Here is a 16,801-nt window from a genome sequence, read left to right as displayed (position 1 = left end):
TCATTCTCGGTGTCATCGCCCGCGAAGGCGGGCGATCCAGTACTCCGAGGCGGTTGTGGTTGAATCGATAGGCCGCGGCGTACTGGATGCCCCGCCTTCGCGGGGCATGACGGTGGAGGTAGCGGCTAGACCGAAGCTGACACGCCGGCAGCCGTCTCACGCGCCGCACCACCCTCCGCCAGATGCCGCCCCGCGATATACCCGAACGTCAGCGCCGGCCCGAGCATGATCCCCGGCCCCGGATAGTTCCCGTTCATGATCGAGCCCATGTCGTTGCCGCAGGCGTAGAGACCCGCGACCGGCGTGCCGTCCTCGCGCAGCACGCGCGCCTGGGCATCCACCTTCATGCCGATGGCGGTGCCGAGATCGGCCGGATGGATGCGCATCGCGAAAAACGACGCGCGGAGGATCGGCGCGACGCAAGGATTGGGCTTGTGCGTGGCATCGCCGAGGTGGCGCTGATAGATGGTGCTGCCGCGGCCAAATTCGGGATCGCGGCCCTGCTTCGCATCAACGTTGTAACCTGCGATCGTCGCCGTGAGCACAGACGGATTGACGCCGATCTTCGCCGCGAGCTGCGCGATGTCGGGAGCCTTGAGCAACTCGCCGCTCACCACATAGCGCCGGAGGTTGAGCGTAAACGGCTTGATGCGACCGAGGCCGTAGCTCCACAGGAACTGACGGTCGCAGACGAGATAAAACGGCCGGTCCGGCTCGCCATTGCCGTCGCGCAACATCGCCAGCACGAACTCATGGTGGGACTGCGCCTCGTTGACGAAGCGACGGCCGGCCGCGTTGATGGCGATCACGCCGGGCTTGGCGCGGTCGGTCACGGTATGCGGAAAAACGCCTCGGCTGCCATCGTCGCGACGGAACAGCGAGGCCGACACCCAATAGGCCGGACTCGTCGCCTCCGTGTTGAGCGCGGCACCGGCCGTGGTTGCAAGCCGGAGCCCGTCGCCAGTGACAGCGGTGCTGGCCGCCGAGACGAAACCGGCCGCGGCGGGGAAGAAGCGTTTGCGCAACACAGCGTCGTGCGAAAAGCCGCCGGTCGCGACCACCACGCCGCGGCGCGCGGTGATCAGGCGGTCACGGGAGCCGTGGCGGATGACAACGCCGCCGACGCGATCGCCCTGCATCGACAGGTCCTCGACATCGGCGCAGAAGAGCATCTCGACCTGCCGCGCCAGCAGCGAGGCATAGAGCCGCGCCGCGAGCGCGTTGCCGAGATGCAGCGTCGTGCCGCGCCGATTGCGCAGCCGCTGCAACGCGTATTCGGAAACCAGCCGCGCCGCGCGCAGGGTCGAACGCAACGATTTTCCGGCCCGGCGCAGATGCGGGATGCCGAGGCGATCGACCATCATCCCGCCGAACAGCGTGAGCTCCGGCAGCGGCGCGCGCAGCCGCGCGAAAAGCGCGCCGAGCCGGGTGCCGTCGAACGCGACCGGCTCCAGCACGCGCCCGCCTGATGTCGCGCCCAGCCGCTCCGGATAACAGTCCGGACAGGCTTTCACCGGCTGGAGGCGCACTTCCGTGTTGGCTTCGAGATAGGCGACCGCCTCCGGCCCGCGCGCGAGGAAGGCGGCGCGCAAGCCGGCATTGGCAGGCTCCGGCACCGTGCTCGACAGATACCGGACCGCGTCCGTGATGCTGTCGGACAGCCCGACGTCCTTCATCTTGGGATTGGCGGGGATCCAGACCATGCCGTCGCACCAGGCGGTGGTGCCGCCGACGTACGCCGTCTTCTCGATCACCAGCACGCGCAAGCCTTCAGCGGCGGCAACGGCCGCGGCCGTCATGCCACCGGCACCGGCGCCGACGACGATGACATCGTAGGTCTCATGCGCCGGCATCATGCGGCAACGGTCCGGGAACGAGGCATGACACCGTCATACCTCGCCCGGAGGCACCAACGCTAGCGCGCCGGCTTGCGTTCGATCGGGTCGATATCGATCGCCCGCAAGCGGCCGAGCCGCAGCACGTCCATGGCGAGCCGCCGGCCGATCCGGTCGCGGTCGAGCACCCGGATCAGATCGTCGACGCCGTTGATCTCGACACCATCAAGCTTGATGACGACGTCGCCGGGCAACAGGCCCGCCTTCGCCGCCGGTCCGTCCGGCTCGATCTGCATCAAGAGCGCGCCCATCTTGTTGTCGACGCCGGCCAGCACCGCGTGCCGGCGCGGCACCGGTGCAGTCTGCCCGGCGACGCCGACATAGGCGCGGCGGACATAGCCGTGGCGGATGATCTCCGACAGCACGAACTGCGCGGTGTTGCTGGCGACCGCGAAGCAGATGCCTTGCGCGCCGTTGATGATGGCGGTGTTGATGCCGATCACCTCGGCATTCGACGACACCAGCGGACCGCCGGAATTGCCGGGGTTGAGCGCAGCATCGGTCTGGATCACGTCCTCGATGGTGCGGCCGCTCACCGAGCGGATCGAGCGCCCCAGCGCCGAAACCACGCCGGCGGTCACGGTCGACTCGAAGCCAAGCGGATTGCCGATCGCGATCACGAGCTGGCCGCGCCGCAGGGTCTTGGAGTTGCCGAGCGCGGCATAGGGCAAGTCGCGCACGCCGTTGGCGCGGAGCAGCGCCAGATCGGTGTCGGGATCGACGCCGAGCACCCGGGCCTCACCGACGTTACCCTCGACGTCCCGCAGCCGGATCTCCTTGGAGGAACCGACCACGTGGCTGTTGGTGAGCACGAGCCCGTCCGGCGAGATCACGATGCCGGAGCCGAGCCCGCCGCGCTCGCGGCCGTTCGGCACCTTTGGCCCGGTCTCGACGCGCACGACGGCGGGACCGACACGGTCGGTCACGTCGATCACGGCATTGGAATAGGCGTCCAGCAGGGCCCGGTCGTCGACCGGAGCAGACGCTGTCGCTCGCGATGACGCGGCGTCATCGACGATGTCTGAGGTAAAATCCAGCATGGCAAGAGTCCTTGAGGCTCACACAGATGGTGGCCTGTTCCTGCCAGCGCAAGGGACCCGCCTGGGGCGCAAGGCTGGGCTGCCAGCGCTTGACTACCAAGATGGCTAGGGCGCGCGCCGCAGCGTGCCCGCCCTCGCCTTGACCGGGTCGAGCAGCGACCAGTCGCCGTCCGGGAGCGCGTACCCCTTGGGGAACGGTGCGCGCAGCTCCAGCCCGAGCGAGCGCAGCACCCGGTCGTCGCGGTAGTAGCATTGCAGGACGACGCGGACGAGCGTTGCGGCGGCGGCGCCGCCGGAGCTGCGGAACTCCTGCGCCACCGCATCGCGCCTGGCGGCATCGAGCTCGGCGAGCGGTTGCCCTGCGAGCCGGGCCAGATGGTCCAGCGCCGCCGCCACCAATTTGGCGTCGCGGCCGAGGGTCGCAAGGATATCGGCCTGGATCGCAGGGTCGTCGGCGCCGGGCACCTTGTACTCGTCGCTGGCGGGCACGATCATCGCAGCAATGGTGCGGAGGTCGTCGCGTTGGGCGCGGTTGAGTTGATTGTCAGCGGACATGACGGCCTCAGTCGAACAAGTTTGCGAGGCGCTGCTTCATCTGGTCGGCGATGTAGAGCGCGAGGGCCTGGATGGTGGACGTCGGGTTGACGCCGCCCGATGTGACGAAGATGCTGCCGTCGACGATGAAGAGATTTTTCACGTCGTGCGTGCGGCCCCATTCGTTGACGACGGATTTTTCGGGGTCGGTGCCCATCCGCGCGGTGCCGAGCAGATGCCAGCCGCCCCACGGGATCGGCGAGTTGACGCAAATGTCGGTCGCCCCCGCCATTTCCAGAACCTCGCGGCCGCGGGCGAGCGCATGCTCCATCATCTTCCGGCTGTTCTCGCTGATGGTGTAGTCGATCCTCGGCGCGGGAATACCGTGGCTGTCCTTCAAGACAGGATCGAGCGTGACGCGATTGTGCTCCTCCGGCAGGTCCTCGCAGATCGCGGAGAATCCCAGCCGATGGCCGTTGAGCTTGCGGAAGACGCGGTGATGATCCGCGCCCCACGGCAAAATTCCCCTCTGCTCGCTCACGACAGCCTCGAACACCGGCCCTGCCCCGCGCACGAACTGAACGCCGTAGCCGCGCACGAAGCCGCGCGACAGGTCGGTGTCGTACCACTCCTTGCTCCACAGGCAGGTCGGCGGCGCGCGGTTGCTGTCGGTCGGCTCCTTCACATAGCCGTAGATCTGCGCATAGGGATGGAACATCAGGTTCTTGCCGACGAGGCCCGACGAATTGGCAAGACCGTGCGGGAAGCGGTTGGATGCCGAGTTGAGCAGCAGCCGGGGCGTGCCGACGCCGTTGCAGGCGATGATGACGACATGCGCCGGCTGGAACTGCTCGACGCCGTCCTTGTCGTAATAGACCACGCCCGAGGCCATGCCGTTCTCGTCGGTGGTGATCTCGCGCACCCGGCAATGCGTGCGCAGCTCGACGCCGGCACGGATCGCGTGCGGCCAATAGGTAATGTCGGTCGAGGATTTTGCGCCTTGCGCGCAGGCCGGCGTGCAATGGCCGAGATTGATGCAACGCGCGCGGCCCTCATAGTCGGTGGTCGCAACCGTCGTGTCCGACGGCCACCAGTGCCAGCCAAGCTTGTTCATGGCCTTGCCGATGATGGCGCCGGACAATCCCATCGGCTGCTGCGGCATCGGCGGATGCGTCAGCGGCGACAGCGGATCGCCCGACAGGCCTGACGTGCCCATGATGCGGTCGTTCTCTTCGAAGAACGGCGTCAGCGCGTCGTAGTCGATCGGCCAGTCGTCGGCGACGCCGTCGAGCGTCTTCACCTTGAAATCGGAGGGATGCAGCCGCGGCCAGTGCGCGGTGTACATCACCGTCGAGCCGCCGACCGCGTTGTAGTTGACGACCTTGATCGGCGAATTGTCGTCGTTGATCGGATAGTCCTCGGGCCGGCCGCGGACATTCGGGCTCGACGACCACTCCCCGTAGAACTTGGCCTCCCAGTCGCGGCCCGTGCTGGGATATTCCGCCGGGTTCATCCAGCCGCCCTGCTCCAGGCAAAGGACGTGCATCTTGGTCTCGGCCAGCGACCACGCGATCGCGGCACCTGAAGCGCCGGCGCCGATGATCAGGACGTCCACGGGGTCTTTCATCGAAATTTCTTCCTCCCGCCCTCGCCGCTTCAAGGGCGATTCGGTCTACGCAGGTTTTGATCGTGCCGAACGATAGGGGCAGACCGGCCAGTCAGTAAAGGCTGGCGCGCGAATGTCGCACTTCGCAGGGCGCAGACCATTGGTATCGCGACTTCCGGATGCTAGGAACGAGGCGCCAGAGCAATCGATAGCGAGACGTTATGTCCTTTAGGAATTCATTTGCCGCCGCCCGCGCCTTCGCGCTTGTTTCGTGTCTCGCTCTGTCCGGGTTTCTGGCCTCGTCCGGGCCGGCCTCCGCGCTGACGGCGGCCGCGACCGTCCGGGACGCCAATTCGATCCAGCTCGGCGACGTCACCTACCGCCTCGACGGCGTCGACGCGCCCGAATTGGACCAGGTCTGCATCGACGATCACGCCGATCCCTGGACCTGCGGCATCGAGGCCCGCGACCAGCTGGCGAAGCTGATCAACAAACGCAGCGTGCGCTGTGACGATGTCGGGCCGGAAAAGAGCTTCGGCAAACGGCACCGGGCGATCTGCACCGCCGAGGGCGACAAGGTCTCGTTGAACGAGCAGCTGGTCAAGCTTGGCTATGCCATCGCCCGCGAGCCGATCAAGGCGAACGTCAAGGCTGCCGCGGCCGATGCCAAAACCGCGTCAGCCGGCATCTGGAAGGGCTGCTTTGTTGCACCGCAAGAATTCCGCATGGGCAAGAAGGACGGCACGCTGCTCGGCGCCGCCTGCCGCGCCGACCGCGACAAGGAAATCCGCGCGGCGCTGTTTCCGGAGGAGCTGACCATGCCGCCGAGTTGCAGCATCAAGGGCAAGCTCGCCGTGCGCGCACGCGTCACCGGCAATATCGGCATCTATCACTTAAGGGGCTGCCCGAGCTATCCCGCAACCACCAAGCCGGACCGCTGGTTCTGCTCGGAGGACGACGCGCAGGCCGCCGGCTTCCGCAAGGCCTACAATTGCCGCCGGCCGAAATGAAGAAGCCCGTCACGAGCATGTGAGCGGTAGCCGGAGACAGTATTGATCCGGAATTGAACTCTCTCGGTGGTTGCTACATCTAATATGTACGCAAGCGCTTTGCGCGAGCGTTCCTTGGCAGCAATCCGGCTTCGGTCCGATTGCTTTGCTCGGGCGTTTCCTCCCTAGACTTGGGCCGCTTGTCACAACAAGCGGCTCTTCTTTTTTGTGCGCCCTATTTCCGCATCGGCATAATCTGGTCCATCGGCGGCATGTTCGCATTGAGATGCCCCATGATCCAGACGGTGCCGCCGACGACCAGGAAGACGACCAGAAGGCCGAAGGCGAGCGCCAGCACGTTGTTGGTATTATCGGGCCCCGTCGTGATGTGCAGGAAGAACACGAGGTGCACGCCCATCTGCGCGATCGCCAGCACGATCAGAGCGACGGGGATGGACGGCTGCCAGACCAGGTCGGTGCCGGCGATGAAGAACGAGGTTGCCGTGAGCAGCAGCGCCAGGCCGAGCCCAACGACATAGCCGAGCACCCGCTCGCCGACGCTGTGCTGCTCTTCCTCGCCCGGTGCGAGATCGTGTCCGGTCCGCACATGCGTCTGATCGCTCATACGGCACTCCCAAGCAGGTAGACGACGGAGAAGACCCCGACCCAGACGATGTCAAGCGCATGCCAGAACAGCGCAAAGCACATCATCCGGCGCAGGACGTCGGCGCGAAAGCCCTTTGCAAACACCTGGGCCATCATGGTGAGCAGCCAGAGCACGCCGGCGGAGACGTGCAGGCCGTGGCATCCGACCAGCGAGAAGAACGAGGTCAGGAACGCGCTGCGCGACGGGCCATAGCCGCGTGCGACGAGATTAGCGAATTCGCGGAACTCGATGGTGAGAAAGATCAGTCCGAGCACGCAGGTCACGGTCATGCCGAAATAGAACCAGAACCGGTTGCGCACGTCGGCGGCAATGCTGGCCATGCCGCAGGTGAAGCTCGACAGCAGCAGGCAGACCGTCTCGATCGCGACGTTGCGCTGCTCGAAAATCTCCGATCCGCTGGGGCCGCCGGCGGTCTGGCCGGACAGCACCGCATAGGCCGCGAAGAAGCAGGAGAACATCACGATATCGGAGAGCAGGAAGACCCAGAAGCCGTAGGCGGTCACGATGCGCTTCGATGCCGGGCCTGGATGCTCGACGACGAGCCCGATATGGTGGGGGTCGGCATGCGCGCGGCCGGCGGTCGCCGTCATCGACATCAGAGCGCTCCCGCCATGCTGACGAGGCTGCGCCGTTCCTCGAGATTGATGCGATCGATCGCTGCGACCTCGTCGGCCGGAATGACGTATTCGTCATGGTCGCGCCAGGCGAACACGACGAAGGTCGCGAATGCGCCGATGCCGCCCAGGATCACCATCCACCAGATGTGCCAGATCAGGGCGAAGCCCATGATAGTGGCGAAGAACGCGCAGACGAATCCGGTCGGCGAGTTCCTGGGCATCTCGATATCCTGATACTCCGGCCGATCATGCTCGAGCTGCTGCTGCTTGGCATGGGCCTTCTGATCCCAATAAGCATCCTCGCCGCGCACATCCGGATAGAAGGCGAAGTTGAACACGGGCGGCGGCGACGAGGTCGCCCATTCCAGCGAACGGCCGTCCCAGGGATCGCCGGTGCGGTCGCGCAGGGCCTCGCGGTTGCGGATGCTGACCACGAGCTGCACGATCTGGCAGATCACGCCGATCGACAGCACCGCCATGCCGGCGGCGGCCACAAACATCCATGGCCGCCAGGCCGCGACGTCGTAGTGCTGCATGCGCCGGGTCATGCCGAGCATGCCGGCGATATAGAGCGGAATGAAGGTGACGTAGAAGCCGAGGAAGGTGAACCAGAACGCGGCCTTGCCCCAGCGCTCGTCGAGACGAAAGCCGAACGCCTTCGGGAACCAGTACTCGAAGCCGGCGAAGGCGCCGAACAGCACGCCGCCGATGATGACGTTGTGGAAGTGCGCCACCAGGAACATGCTGTTGTGGAGCATGAAGTCGGCCGGGGGCACCGCGACCAGCACGCCCGTCAGCCCGCCGATGATGAAGGTGACCATGAACCCGACCGCCCACAGCATCGGCGTCGCAAAACGGATGCGGCCGCCATACATCGTGAACAGCCAGTTGTAGATCTTCACGCCCGTCGGTATCGCGATGATCATGCTGGCGATGCCGAAGATGGCGTTGACGTCGGGGCCAGCGCCCATCGTGAAGAAATGGTGCAGCCAGACCATGAAGGAGATGACGCAGATCGCCATGGTCGCGAGCACCATCGAGCGATAGCCGAACAGCGCCTTGCCTGAGAAGGTCGACACCACCTCGGAGAAGATGCCGAAGGCCGGCAATACGAGGATATAGACCTCCGGGTGCCCCCAGGCCCAGATCAGGTTCATGAACATCATGACGTTGCCGCCGGCTTCATTGGTGAAGAAGTGGAAGCCGAGGTAACGGTCGAGCAGCAGCATCGCGAGCGTGGCGGTGAGGATCGGAAAGGCGGCGACGATGAGCAGGTTGGAGGCCAGCGTGGTCCAGCAGAACATCGGCATGCGCAGATAGTTCATGCCCTTGGTGCGCAGCTTCAGCACGGTGGTGACGAGGTTGATGCCGGCGACCAGGGTGCCGACGCCGGAGATCTGGAGAGACCAGGCGTAGTAGTCGACGCCGACGCCCGGCGAATAGGACAGTTCCGACAGCGGCGGAAAAGCCAGCCAGCCGGTGCGCGCGAACTCGCCGACCACGAGCGAGATATTGACCAGCAGCGCGCCGGTCGCTGTCAGCCAGAAGCCGACCGAATTCAGCGTTGGGAAAGCAACGTCGCGCACGCCGAGTTGAAGCGGCACGATCAGGTTCATCAGCCCGATCACGAACGGCATCGCCGTGAAGAAGATCATGATGGTGCCGTGCGCCGAGAAGATCTGGTTGTAGTGCTCCGGCGGGAGATAGCCTTGTGACTGGTAAGCGACCGCTTGCTGGAGCCGCATCATGATGGCGTCGCTGCCGCCGCGCAGCAGCATCACCGAAGCGAGCAGGATGTACATCACGCCGATGCGCTTGTGATCGACGCTGGTGATCCATTCGTGCCATAGATACGGCAAATGCCCTTTCACGACGACCCAGATCAGCACGCCGAGGATCGCGACCAGCACCACGGCACCCGCGACGAGGGGTATCGGCTGGTCGAACGGGATCGCCGACCAATCGAGCTTACCGAGCATCGTGACCTCCACTGTGCGGCCTGCCGGCATCGGAGAGCAGCTCCGGGCCGGGCCCTGGCGGAATGTGCTGGGTTGCGATCAGGTCGAACAGACGGGGATCGTCCAGGCGAAAGGTCAGCCTGTTCTTCTCGATGCCCTGCTGCATCAGCTTCGTGTAGCTCTCCTCGTTCAGCACGGCATCGGTCTTCGCAATGGTCGCGACCCAACCCGGGAAGGCGAGCGGCGAGATCACGTTGACGTCGAACATCATGTCGGGAAAGCCGTCGCCGGAGAAATGCGCCGACAGACCCTGCAGCTTGCCCTCATTGTCGGCACGCAGGTTCAGCTTCGTCACCATGCCGTTCATGGTGTAGATCATGCTGCCAAGCTGCGGGATGAAGAACACGTTCATCACGCTCGACGACGTCAGCTGGAAATTCAGCTCGGCACCGGCCGGCACCGTCAGCGTGTTGACGGTGGCGATGCGCTGGTCCGGATAGATGAAGAGCCATTTCCAGTCGAGCGAGACCGCCTGGATGCGGACCGGACTGCCGGTGCCCGGCACGGGCGCGGCGGGATCGAGCTGGTGCGAGCCGATCCAGGCGACGCCGCCGAGCAGGATCACGGTGAGCGCTGGGATCGCCCACACCACCATCTCGACGCGGCCGGAATAGACGAAGTCAGGCTGGTAACGTGCTCTCGGATTGGACGCGCGAAACCAGAACGCAAAGGCCAAGATCGCGAAAATGGTCGGCACCACGATCACGAGCATGATGAAGACGGAATCGACCAGGATGGTGCTGTTGGCGGCAGCCACCGGCCCTTGTGGATCGAGCAGATTCATCGGCAAGCCACTGACGATTGGGAAACCCCAAGCGAGAGCCTAGCGCGGAAAAGCCCCCGCAACAAACGCAAGCTCGGCAGAACGGTTCCGTGATATGCCCGCTTAATCGCGCGCCGTGCCGCCCGGCGGCATGCAATTCCATGCGATGTCAATGACATCTGCGCGGGACCATCGGCCTTCTCTCCTGTCAGGGCGATTGCTAATCTGCACGAAAATAATTGGGATGAAACGACATGCAGGGCCCCGAGGACGATGCCGGCCTCGCCGGCAAGGTGGCGCTGATCAGCGGCGGTGGCGCCGCTGGCGACGGCATCGGCAACGGCCGCGCTGCAGCAATTCTGTTGGCCCGCGCCGGCGCGAAAGTGCTGGTGGCCGATCGCGACCTCAAGCTCGCCGAGCGCACCGTGGAGATGATCATGGCCGAGGGCGGCACGGCATCAGCGCATGGCGGCGACATCACCAGCGAAGCCGATTGCAAGACACTGGTCGAGGCCGCGCTCGACCGCTGGAGCCGGCTCGATTTCCTCGACAACAATGTCGGCATCGGCAGCCGCGGCAGCGTGGTCGACGAGACGCCCGAGCAGTATCGCCGCGTCATGCAGGTCAACGTCGAGACCATGTTCCTGCTCTCCAAGCACGCGATCCCCGCGATGATCAAGACCGCCAAGGGCGGCGCGATCGTCAATATCTCCTCGATCTCGGCGCTCAGGCCGCGCGGGCTCACGACCTACACGACGTCGAAGGCCGCCATCATCGGTCTCACGCGCGCCATGGCGGTCGATCACGGCCGCGACAACATCCGCGTCAACTGCATCTGCCCCGGACCGATGTACACGCCGATGGTCTATGCCCGCGGCATGAGCGAACAGGCGCGCGCCAACCGCGCCAGGGCCTCCCTGCTCAAGACCGAAGGCACCGGCTGGGATGTCGGCCACGCCGTCAAATTCCTGCTCAGCGACTTCGCGCGCTATATCACCGGCCAGGTGCTGGTGGTCGACGGCGGCGTGACGCTGCAAGCGCCGGAACGTGAATCACAGGAACACTGAAAGGAACACGGATGGCCCGCCTGCCCTATCTCGAGGCCGACCAGGTCGCGCCCGACTATCGCGACATGCTCAAGCGCAACACCAACCTGCACAAGCTGCTGGTCAACTCGCCGGAGATGGCGCGCGCCTTCAACGGCATCGGCAGCTATATTCGCTTCAAGAGCAAGCTCGACCCGCGGCTGCGGGAGCTCGCGATCCTCCAGGTCGGCTGGATGGAGAAGTCGGAATACGAATTCACCCACCATGTGAAGATCGGCAAGGAGTTCGGCGTCACAGACGAGGACATCGCAGGCCTGATGGCGGAGACCGAAGGCAAGCCGTCGACGCTGGAGCCGCTGGCACAAGCGATCCTGAAAGGCGCCCGCGAGATGGTGCGCGAGCTCGCGATGTCGGACGCGACCTTCGCAGAGATCAAGAGAGATCTCTCCGACGAGCACATGGTCGACCTCGTGCTCACCATCGCCTTCTATTGCGGCATGGTGCGCGTGCTCGCCACCATGAAGATCGACAACGAACCGTATTACAAAGAGGTGCTCCAGCAGTACCCGATCCCGGGAGTGAAGTGACATGCGCTTGAAGGACAAGGTCGCGATCGTCGTCGGCGCCGGCCAGAGCCCCGGTGAAGGCATGGGCAACGGCCGCGCCACCGCGCTGACCTTCGCGCGCGAGGGTGCCAAAGTGCTGTGCGTCGACCACCACCTGGAATCGGCGCAGGAAACCGTCGATCTGATCGCAGCGGAGCAAGGCACCGCTGCGGCTTTCAAGGCCGACGTGACCAAATCCGCGGACATCAAGGCGATGGTCGCGGATGCGCTGGCGCGCTGGGGCCGCATCGACGTGCTGCACAACAATGTCGGCGTCAGCCTGTCCGGTGGCGATGCCGAGCTGCTTCAAATCACCGAGGAGGCGTTCGACCGTGTCGTCGCCATCAATCTGAAGAGCTGTATTCTGGCAGCGAAGGAAGTGATCCCGGTCATGCGCGCGCAAGGAAGCGGCGCCATCGTCAACATCTCCTCGATGGCCGCGATCACGACCTATCCTTACGTCGCCTACAAGGCGACGAAGTCGGCCATGATCGCCTTCACCGAGCAGCTCGCCTACCAGAACGCCGAATACGGCATCCGTGCCAACGTCATCCTGCCCGGCCTGATGAACACGCCGATGGCCGTCGACACCCGCGCCCGCGAGTGGCACAAGACCCGCGCCGAGGTCGAAGCCGAGCGCGACAGCAAGGTGCCGCTGCGCAGGAAGATGGGCACCGGCTGGGACGTCGCGAATGCCGCGCTGTTCTTGGCGTCGGACGAGGCGAATTTCATCACGGGCGTGACGCTGCCGGTGGATGGTGGCGCGAGTGTGAGACGGGGGTAATTCGAGCGCGCTGCTTACCCTCCCCTGGAGGGGGAGGGAAACAGCGTCACTGCGGTGCGCGCGTCGCCCGCCAGATGGTGCCATTGCCGTCCTCCGACACCAGCAGCGATCCATCCTTCGCCACGGCGACACCAACCGGCCTTCCCCAGACCTCCGTGTCACTCACGACAAACCCCGTGACGAAATCCTCGTACTCGCCGGTGGGCTTGCCGTCCTTCATCCTGATACGGATCACCTTGTAGCCGGTGCGCTTGGAGCGGTTCCAGGAGCCGTGCTCAGCGGCGAAGGCATCGCCTTGATAGTCGGACGGAAACTGCGTGCCCTGATAGAAAGTCATGCCGAGCGAAGCCGAGTGCGGCTGGATCAGCACGTCGGGCACCGTCACCTTGTCCTTGAGATCCGGCCGCGCGCCGGCGTGACGCGGATCTTCGTTGCCGCCGATATAGAACCACGGCCAGCCGTAGAACGCGCCCTCCTTCACGCTGGTGACGTAATCGGGCACGAGATCGTCGCCGAGCCCGTCGCGCTCATTGGTCGAGCACCAGGGCAGCCCGCTCTGCGGCTCGATCGCAAGACCGACGCAATTGCGGATGCCGGTGGCATAAATCTTCCGGTCCTTGCCGTCAGGCGTGAAGGCCATCACGGTGGCGCGCTCGAGCTCACTGGCCCACGCCGCGCCGAGCGGCTGCGTCTTCGACCAGCCATCCAACCCGCCCGGCGGCGTCCCCATGCCCTCGGCGACGTTGCTGAGCGAGCCGACCGAGACCAGCATGCGCTTGTTGTCGGGCGTGAAGACGATGTCGCGGGTGGAATGGCTGCCGTCCTGCGGCAGGCTTGCCACGATCGTCTCCGCCCTGCCGCGCGCCTTGAGATCGCCGGCCTGATAGGGAAACCGGACGACGCTGTCGGTGTTGGCGATATAGACCCATTGCGGATTGTCGCCGTTCGGAAAGAAGGCGATGCCGAACGGCCGTCTCAATCCGCTGGCAAACACCTCGTTGGTCGCGGCCTTGCCGCCATCCCCGGCGCGCAGCACGCGGATGGCGTCGGCCCGCGTCTCCGCGACGAAGACATCGCCGTTCGGCGCGACCCTCACAATGCGCGGCGCGCGCAAGCCTTCGGCGAACAGCTCGATCTTGAAACCCGCCGGCACACGTGGCGTGGCCTCCGGCGGTCGCGACGCCACACGCGCGGTGCTCGCAACCGACCGTGTCGCGCCGGGCCTGACGAGGTCCTGCGGCCGGATCAACCTGACCGTGCCGGGCTTGTCGGCCTGCCAATCGCCATAGGCGTCCTTGCCTTGCAGAACCGGCTCGGCCTGCGCGCTGGCAGCAAGCGCGACCAGCAATCCCGCAGCCGCTGCTGCGGACGAAATCCTGCTTTTCACGTCGTCTTCCTCCCAGCCTGCGCGTCCTGAACGTCGACGCTTATAGGTCCGCAAATGTTCTGCGGCAGTACAAACACCTGCCGAATCCCACGTCAGCTCATGCCCGCACGATGTGCATCAGCCGGAGCCCATCGTACTGGAAAATGCGGCAGATCGGTGCGACACATTGTAAGGGCGCGACCGCCGGTTGCGGTCATCAAAGCTGCGGCATCCAGGTCGCAATTGATGGGGTGATCATGTGGGGATCCATCATATCGGAATGGGCGAGCCTGCTGCTGCGCTGGCTGCACGTGGTCGCGGCGATCGCCTGGATCGGCAGTTCCTTCTACTTCATCGCCCTCGATCTCAGCCTGAAGCCAAAGACTGACCTGCCGGACGGCGTGCAGTGCGAAGCCTGGCAGGTCCATGGCGGCGGCTTCTACCGGATCATGAAATATCTGGTGGCTCCGAGCCAGATGCCGGAGGAGCTGACCTGGTTCAAATGGGAGGCCTACACCACCTGGCTGTCCGGCTTCGCGCTGATGGTGGTGGTGTACTATCTCGATGCCGACCTGTTCCTGGTCGACAAGTCGATTCTCGACCTCTCACCGATCCAGGCCGGGCTGTTCAGCTTCTGCAGCCTGGCGCTGGCATGGCTGCTCTATGAAGCGGCCTGCCGCACCGGGCTTGCGCAGCGCGAGCTGCCCTTTGCCATCGGCGGCTATCTGTTCCTGGTCGCGCTCACTTACGCCTTCACCCACGTCCTGAGCGGTCGCGGCGCCTTCAACCAGATCGGGGCGATCATCGGCACCATCATGGTCGCCAACGTGTTCGCATTGATCATCCCGAACCAGAAGAAGATCGTGGCCAGCCTGATCGCGGGCCAGGCGCCCGATCCGAAGCTCGGCAAGGCCAGCAAGGAGCGCTCGGTTCACAACAACTACCTGACCCTGCCCGTCGTCGTGCTGATGATCAGCAATCACTATCCTCTGCTCTACGCGACGCGCTTCAACTGGATCATCGTCGCGATCATTCTGGCGCTCGGCCCCGTGATCCGCCACTTCTTCAACGAACGGCACGCGGGGCGCAAATCGCCGTGGTGGGTGTGGGGTGTCGCCGCGTTGGGCGTGATCGCGATCCTCCTGCTCTCCGCGGCAGGCCCACGCGAGGTCAAGACGGGCGCGCTGTCGGCACAGCCGACGCGCGCCAATGTCGAGGAGATCGTGATGTCCCGTTGCAGCATGTGCCACGCGGCCGAGCCGGTCTGGGCCGGCATCGTGACCGCGCCCAAGGGCATCTTGCTCGACGCGCCCGAGCACATCCATCGCAACATCCGCCTGATCGGCCGCGTGGCGGCGTGGTCCAATGCGATGCCGCCGGGCAACATCACCGACATGACCAGCGAGGAGCGCGCCATCCTCGCCGCCTATATCGAGCAGACGCAGTGACGCCATCACGCGTCGATACCGCATTTCGCGAAATGAAATTCCGCATCCGCCCCCGATTTGAAAATGACTTGATCGCCTATCCGGCGTAGACAGGGCCAGCGGCCGCTGGCGCGGTCCAGATCCAAGTTCGCATTTGCTGCGGGGAAAGAACAGTGGCCCTCAAGAACATCATCGGTATCGACCACGCCGTGGTCATGGTTCGGGACCTCGACAAGGCCGCCGAAAACTACAGGCAGCTCGGTTTCACCCTGTCGCCGCGCGGCACCCACAGCGCGCATATGGGCACCGGCAATTACACCATCATGTTCGACCCCGACTATATGGAGCTGCTCGGCGTGCTGGTGGCGACCGAGCACAACGCACCGGCCCGCGCCTTCGTCGACAGGCACGGCGAGGGCATCGAGCGCATCGCCTTCACGGCGGTCGACAGCGCGGCCGGCGCCGAGGAGATCCGTGCGCGCGGCCTGACGCCGATCGGCCCGACCGATTTCGAACGGCCGGTGACGCTGCCCGATGGCACGATCTCGGCGGCAAAGTTCCGCACCTTCATGTGGCCGACCGCGGAGGCGCCCGGCGGCGTGCGCATCTTCGCCTGCCAGCACAAGACCCGCGAGACCGTGTGGATCCCTGAATTGATGAAGCACGCCAATGCGGCGAAGCGGATCAGGCAGACGCTGATCGCAACGCCCGAGCCCGCGCAGGAAGCGGCGCATCTCGGCCGCCTGATCGACCGCGAACCGAAGGCGGAAGCCGACGGTGCAGTCGCCGTGCCGTCCGGCGGCGACCGCGCCGACTTCGTCTATCTGACGCTGGAGCAGCTCGGCAAACGCTATCCCGGCGTGCCGCTCACCGGTCTTTCCGCGCGCGGCGGCGCGGCGCTGGTGCTCGTCAGCGGCGATCTCGCGGCGACCGAGAAGGCGCTGGGTCCGGCTGCGTTGCGCAGCGGGGCCGCGATCTGCGTGCCGCCGGCCAAGGCCAACGGCACCCTGCTCGCCTTCGTTGCCGGCTGATTTTAACTAATTCTTTAACGTGCGTTTACCCGGCGGCACTAGGACTTTCGGCTTTCCACGCCGCCCGAGGCCAAGCGCATGTTCAAAGAGGAATCGCCGATCGCCTATGACGCGCCGGCCGAACTGAAGAAGTGGCCGTCGCTGAAAGGCGAGAGACAGAAGGACCGGGGTCCGCCCTATCTCGTCTACAACGGCACGCTCGCCGACTGCGTTCGCGTGCTCATGGATAAGCCGATCAAGGGCATCTCGCTCTACGACATCATGACGAAGCCGCAAGCGGCGTTCGAGCAGACCGTGCTGTCGCCCGGCGACGCCGCCGAGATCGCGATGCGCAAAGACTTTCCCAAGGACTAGCTCGAAGCCCGCTTCGCGGCCGGTTTTCCCTGCTGCTTTAATGAGGATTCCGTCGGCGC

16 protein-coding genes are annotated in these 16,801 nt (G+C 65.1%); 7 read left to right on the top strand and 9 right to left on the bottom strand.

The genetic code is table 11. The annotated features are described in order from the left end of the window. Positions 1-125: 125 nt before the first annotated feature. The 4 genes from ABIA90_RS24570 to ABIA90_RS24555 all read right to left on the bottom strand — a co-directional run bounded on the left by ABIA90_RS24570 (position 126) and on the right by ABIA90_RS24555 (position 5,096). Entirely contained in the window at positions 126-1,856 is a 1,731-nt protein-coding gene (locus ABIA90_RS24570; RefSeq protein ID WP_354119844.1) for an FAD-dependent oxidoreductase, read from the bottom strand. Between the two features lie 59 nt (positions 1,857-1,915). Then, positions 1,916-2,935: a S1C family serine protease gene (locus ABIA90_RS24565; RefSeq protein WP_354119845.1), complete on the bottom strand. Its 1,020-nt coding sequence runs from the start codon at positions 2,933-2,935 to the stop codon at positions 1,916-1,918. A 105-nt stretch (positions 2,936-3,040) separates the two neighbouring features. Then, positions 3,041-3,490 carry a hypothetical protein gene (locus tag ABIA90_RS24560; protein WP_354119846.1) on the bottom strand — a complete coding sequence of 150 codons (450 nt, stop codon included), beginning with the start codon at positions 3,488-3,490 and terminating at the stop codon, positions 3,041-3,043. 7 nt (positions 3,491-3,497) lie between these two features. Further along, the gene (locus ABIA90_RS24555) at positions 3,498-5,096 is read right to left on the bottom strand and encodes a GMC family oxidoreductase (protein ID WP_354119847.1); all 1,599 of its coding nucleotides are present in this window, start codon (positions 5,094-5,096) and stop codon (positions 3,498-3,500) included. Between the two features lie 200 nt (positions 5,097-5,296). On the opposite strand from ABIA90_RS24555, the gene ABIA90_RS24550 reads away from it, so the two are divergent. Beyond that, positions 5,297-6,085, top strand: a complete 789-nt coding sequence (locus tag ABIA90_RS24550) for a thermonuclease family protein (RefSeq protein ID WP_354119848.1) — start codon at positions 5,297-5,299, stop codon at positions 6,083-6,085. Between the two features lie 214 nt (positions 6,086-6,299). Here the strand turns inward: ABIA90_RS24550 and cyoD are convergent, their stop codons facing one another. The 4 genes from cyoD to ABIA90_RS24530 are packed head-to-tail and all read right to left on the bottom strand — an operon-like array spanning position 6,300 to position 10,150. Beyond that, positions 6,300-6,689 carry a cytochrome o ubiquinol oxidase subunit IV gene (gene cyoD, locus ABIA90_RS24545; protein WP_028150137.1) on the bottom strand — a complete coding sequence of 130 codons (390 nt, stop codon included), beginning with the start codon at positions 6,687-6,689 and terminating at the stop codon, positions 6,300-6,302. Continuing rightward, entirely contained in the window at positions 6,686-7,327 is a 642-nt protein-coding gene (locus ABIA90_RS24540) for a cytochrome (ubi)quinol oxidase subunit III (RefSeq protein ID WP_354119849.1), read from the bottom strand. Before ABIA90_RS24540 ends, cyoD begins: the two co-directional genes overlap by 4 nt. Then, positions 7,327-9,327, bottom strand: coding sequence for a cytochrome o ubiquinol oxidase subunit I (gene cyoB, locus ABIA90_RS24535; RefSeq protein WP_208073439.1), 2,001 nt, complete (start codon positions 9,325-9,327; stop codon positions 7,327-7,329). Before cyoB ends, ABIA90_RS24540 begins: the two co-directional genes overlap by 1 nt. Continuing rightward, positions 9,317-10,150, bottom strand: a complete 834-nt coding sequence (locus ABIA90_RS24530; RefSeq protein WP_354119850.1) for a cytochrome ubiquinol oxidase subunit II family protein — start codon at positions 10,148-10,150, stop codon at positions 9,317-9,319. The genes cyoB and ABIA90_RS24530 overlap by 11 nt, the downstream gene beginning before the upstream one ends. A 233-nt stretch (positions 10,151-10,383) precedes the next feature. On the opposite strand from ABIA90_RS24530, the gene ABIA90_RS24525 reads away from it, so the two are divergent. The 3 genes from ABIA90_RS24525 to ABIA90_RS24515 are packed head-to-tail and all read left to right on the top strand — an operon-like array spanning position 10,384 to position 12,564. Continuing rightward, a complete protein-coding gene (locus tag ABIA90_RS24525; RefSeq protein ID WP_354119851.1) occupies positions 10,384-11,196 on the top strand; it encodes an SDR family NAD(P)-dependent oxidoreductase in 813 nt (270 codons plus the stop codon). Positions 11,197-11,207: 11 nt separating this feature from the next. Further along, positions 11,208-11,762, top strand: a complete 555-nt coding sequence (locus ABIA90_RS24520) for a carboxymuconolactone decarboxylase family protein (protein WP_354119852.1) — start codon at positions 11,208-11,210, stop codon at positions 11,760-11,762. Between the two features lies 1 nt (position 11,763). Continuing rightward, entirely contained in the window at positions 11,764-12,564 is an 801-nt protein-coding gene (locus tag ABIA90_RS24515; protein WP_354119853.1) for an SDR family NAD(P)-dependent oxidoreductase, read from the top strand. 46 nt (positions 12,565-12,610) lie between these two features. Here ABIA90_RS24515 and ABIA90_RS24510 read toward each other — a convergent pair whose 3' ends face one another. After that, the gene (locus tag ABIA90_RS24510) at positions 12,611-13,951 is read right to left on the bottom strand and encodes a PQQ-dependent sugar dehydrogenase (RefSeq protein WP_354119854.1); all 1,341 of its coding nucleotides are present in this window, start codon (positions 13,949-13,951) and stop codon (positions 12,611-12,613) included. Positions 13,952-14,187: 236 nt separating this feature from the next. Between ABIA90_RS24510 and ABIA90_RS24505 the strand changes: the two genes are divergently transcribed. From ABIA90_RS24505 to ABIA90_RS24495, 3 genes are all read left to right on the top strand, one after another. Beyond that, the gene (locus ABIA90_RS24505; RefSeq protein ID WP_354119855.1) at positions 14,188-15,378 is read left to right on the top strand and encodes a urate hydroxylase PuuD; all 1,191 of its coding nucleotides are present in this window, start codon (positions 14,188-14,190) and stop codon (positions 15,376-15,378) included. Between the two features lie 152 nt (positions 15,379-15,530). After that, the gene (locus ABIA90_RS24500) at positions 15,531-16,388 is read left to right on the top strand and encodes a VOC family protein (protein WP_354119856.1); all 858 of its coding nucleotides are present in this window, start codon (positions 15,531-15,533) and stop codon (positions 16,386-16,388) included. A 78-nt stretch (positions 16,389-16,466) separates the two neighbouring features. Beyond that, a complete protein-coding gene (locus tag ABIA90_RS24495) occupies positions 16,467-16,742 on the top strand; it encodes a hypothetical protein (protein WP_063984872.1) in 276 nt (91 codons plus the stop codon). The last annotated feature ends 59 nt before the right edge of the window (positions 16,743-16,801 follow it).

The sequence above is a fragment of the Bradyrhizobium sp. LA6.8 genome, assembly GCF_040547935.1.
Lineage (GTDB): Bacteria > Pseudomonadota > Alphaproteobacteria > Rhizobiales > Xanthobacteraceae > Bradyrhizobium > Bradyrhizobium barranii.
The sequence above is the reverse complement of the archived record's forward strand: the minus strand, read 5'-3'. Positions and strand labels throughout refer to the sequence as shown.

Bases quoted from the DNA above. Each gene is read 5' to 3' on its own strand.
- ABIA90_RS24570 (WP_354119844.1), bottom strand. From the start codon at position 1,856: ATGATGCCGGCGCATGAGACCTACGATGTCATCGTCGTCGGCGCCGGT.
- ABIA90_RS24565 (WP_354119845.1), bottom strand. From the start codon at position 2,935: ATGCTGGATTTTACCTCAGACATCGTCGATGACGCCGCGTCATCGCGA.
- ABIA90_RS24560 (WP_354119846.1), bottom strand. From the start codon at position 3,490: ATGTCCGCTGACAATCAACTCAACCGCGCCCAACGCGACGACCTCCGC.
- ABIA90_RS24555 (WP_354119847.1), bottom strand. From the start codon at position 5,096: ATGAAAGACCCCGTGGACGTCCTGATCATCGGCGCCGGCGCTTCAGGT.
- ABIA90_RS24550 (WP_354119848.1), top strand. From the start codon at position 5,297: ATGTCCTTTAGGAATTCATTTGCCGCCGCCCGCGCCTTCGCGCTTGTT.
- cyoD (WP_028150137.1), bottom strand. From the start codon at position 6,689: ATGAGCGATCAGACGCATGTGCGGACCGGACACGATCTCGCACCGGGC.
- ABIA90_RS24540 (WP_354119849.1), bottom strand. From the start codon at position 7,327: ATGTCGATGACGGCGACCGCCGGCCGCGCGCATGCCGACCCCCACCAT.
- cyoB (WP_208073439.1), bottom strand. From the start codon at position 9,327: ATGCTCGGTAAGCTCGATTGGTCGGCGATCCCGTTCGACCAGCCGATA.
- ABIA90_RS24530 (WP_354119850.1), bottom strand. From the start codon at position 10,150: ATGAATCTGCTCGATCCACAAGGGCCGGTGGCTGCCGCCAACAGCACC.
- ABIA90_RS24525 (WP_354119851.1), top strand. From the start codon at position 10,384: ATGCAGGGCCCCGAGGACGATGCCGGCCTCGCCGGCAAGGTGGCGCTG.
- ABIA90_RS24520 (WP_354119852.1), top strand. From the start codon at position 11,208: ATGGCCCGCCTGCCCTATCTCGAGGCCGACCAGGTCGCGCCCGACTAT.
- ABIA90_RS24515 (WP_354119853.1), top strand. From the start codon at position 11,764: ATGCGCTTGAAGGACAAGGTCGCGATCGTCGTCGGCGCCGGCCAGAGC.
- ABIA90_RS24505 (WP_354119855.1), top strand. From the start codon at position 14,188: ATGTGGGGATCCATCATATCGGAATGGGCGAGCCTGCTGCTGCGCTGG.
- ABIA90_RS24495 (WP_063984872.1), top strand. From the start codon at position 16,467: ATGTTCAAAGAGGAATCGCCGATCGCCTATGACGCGCCGGCCGAACTG.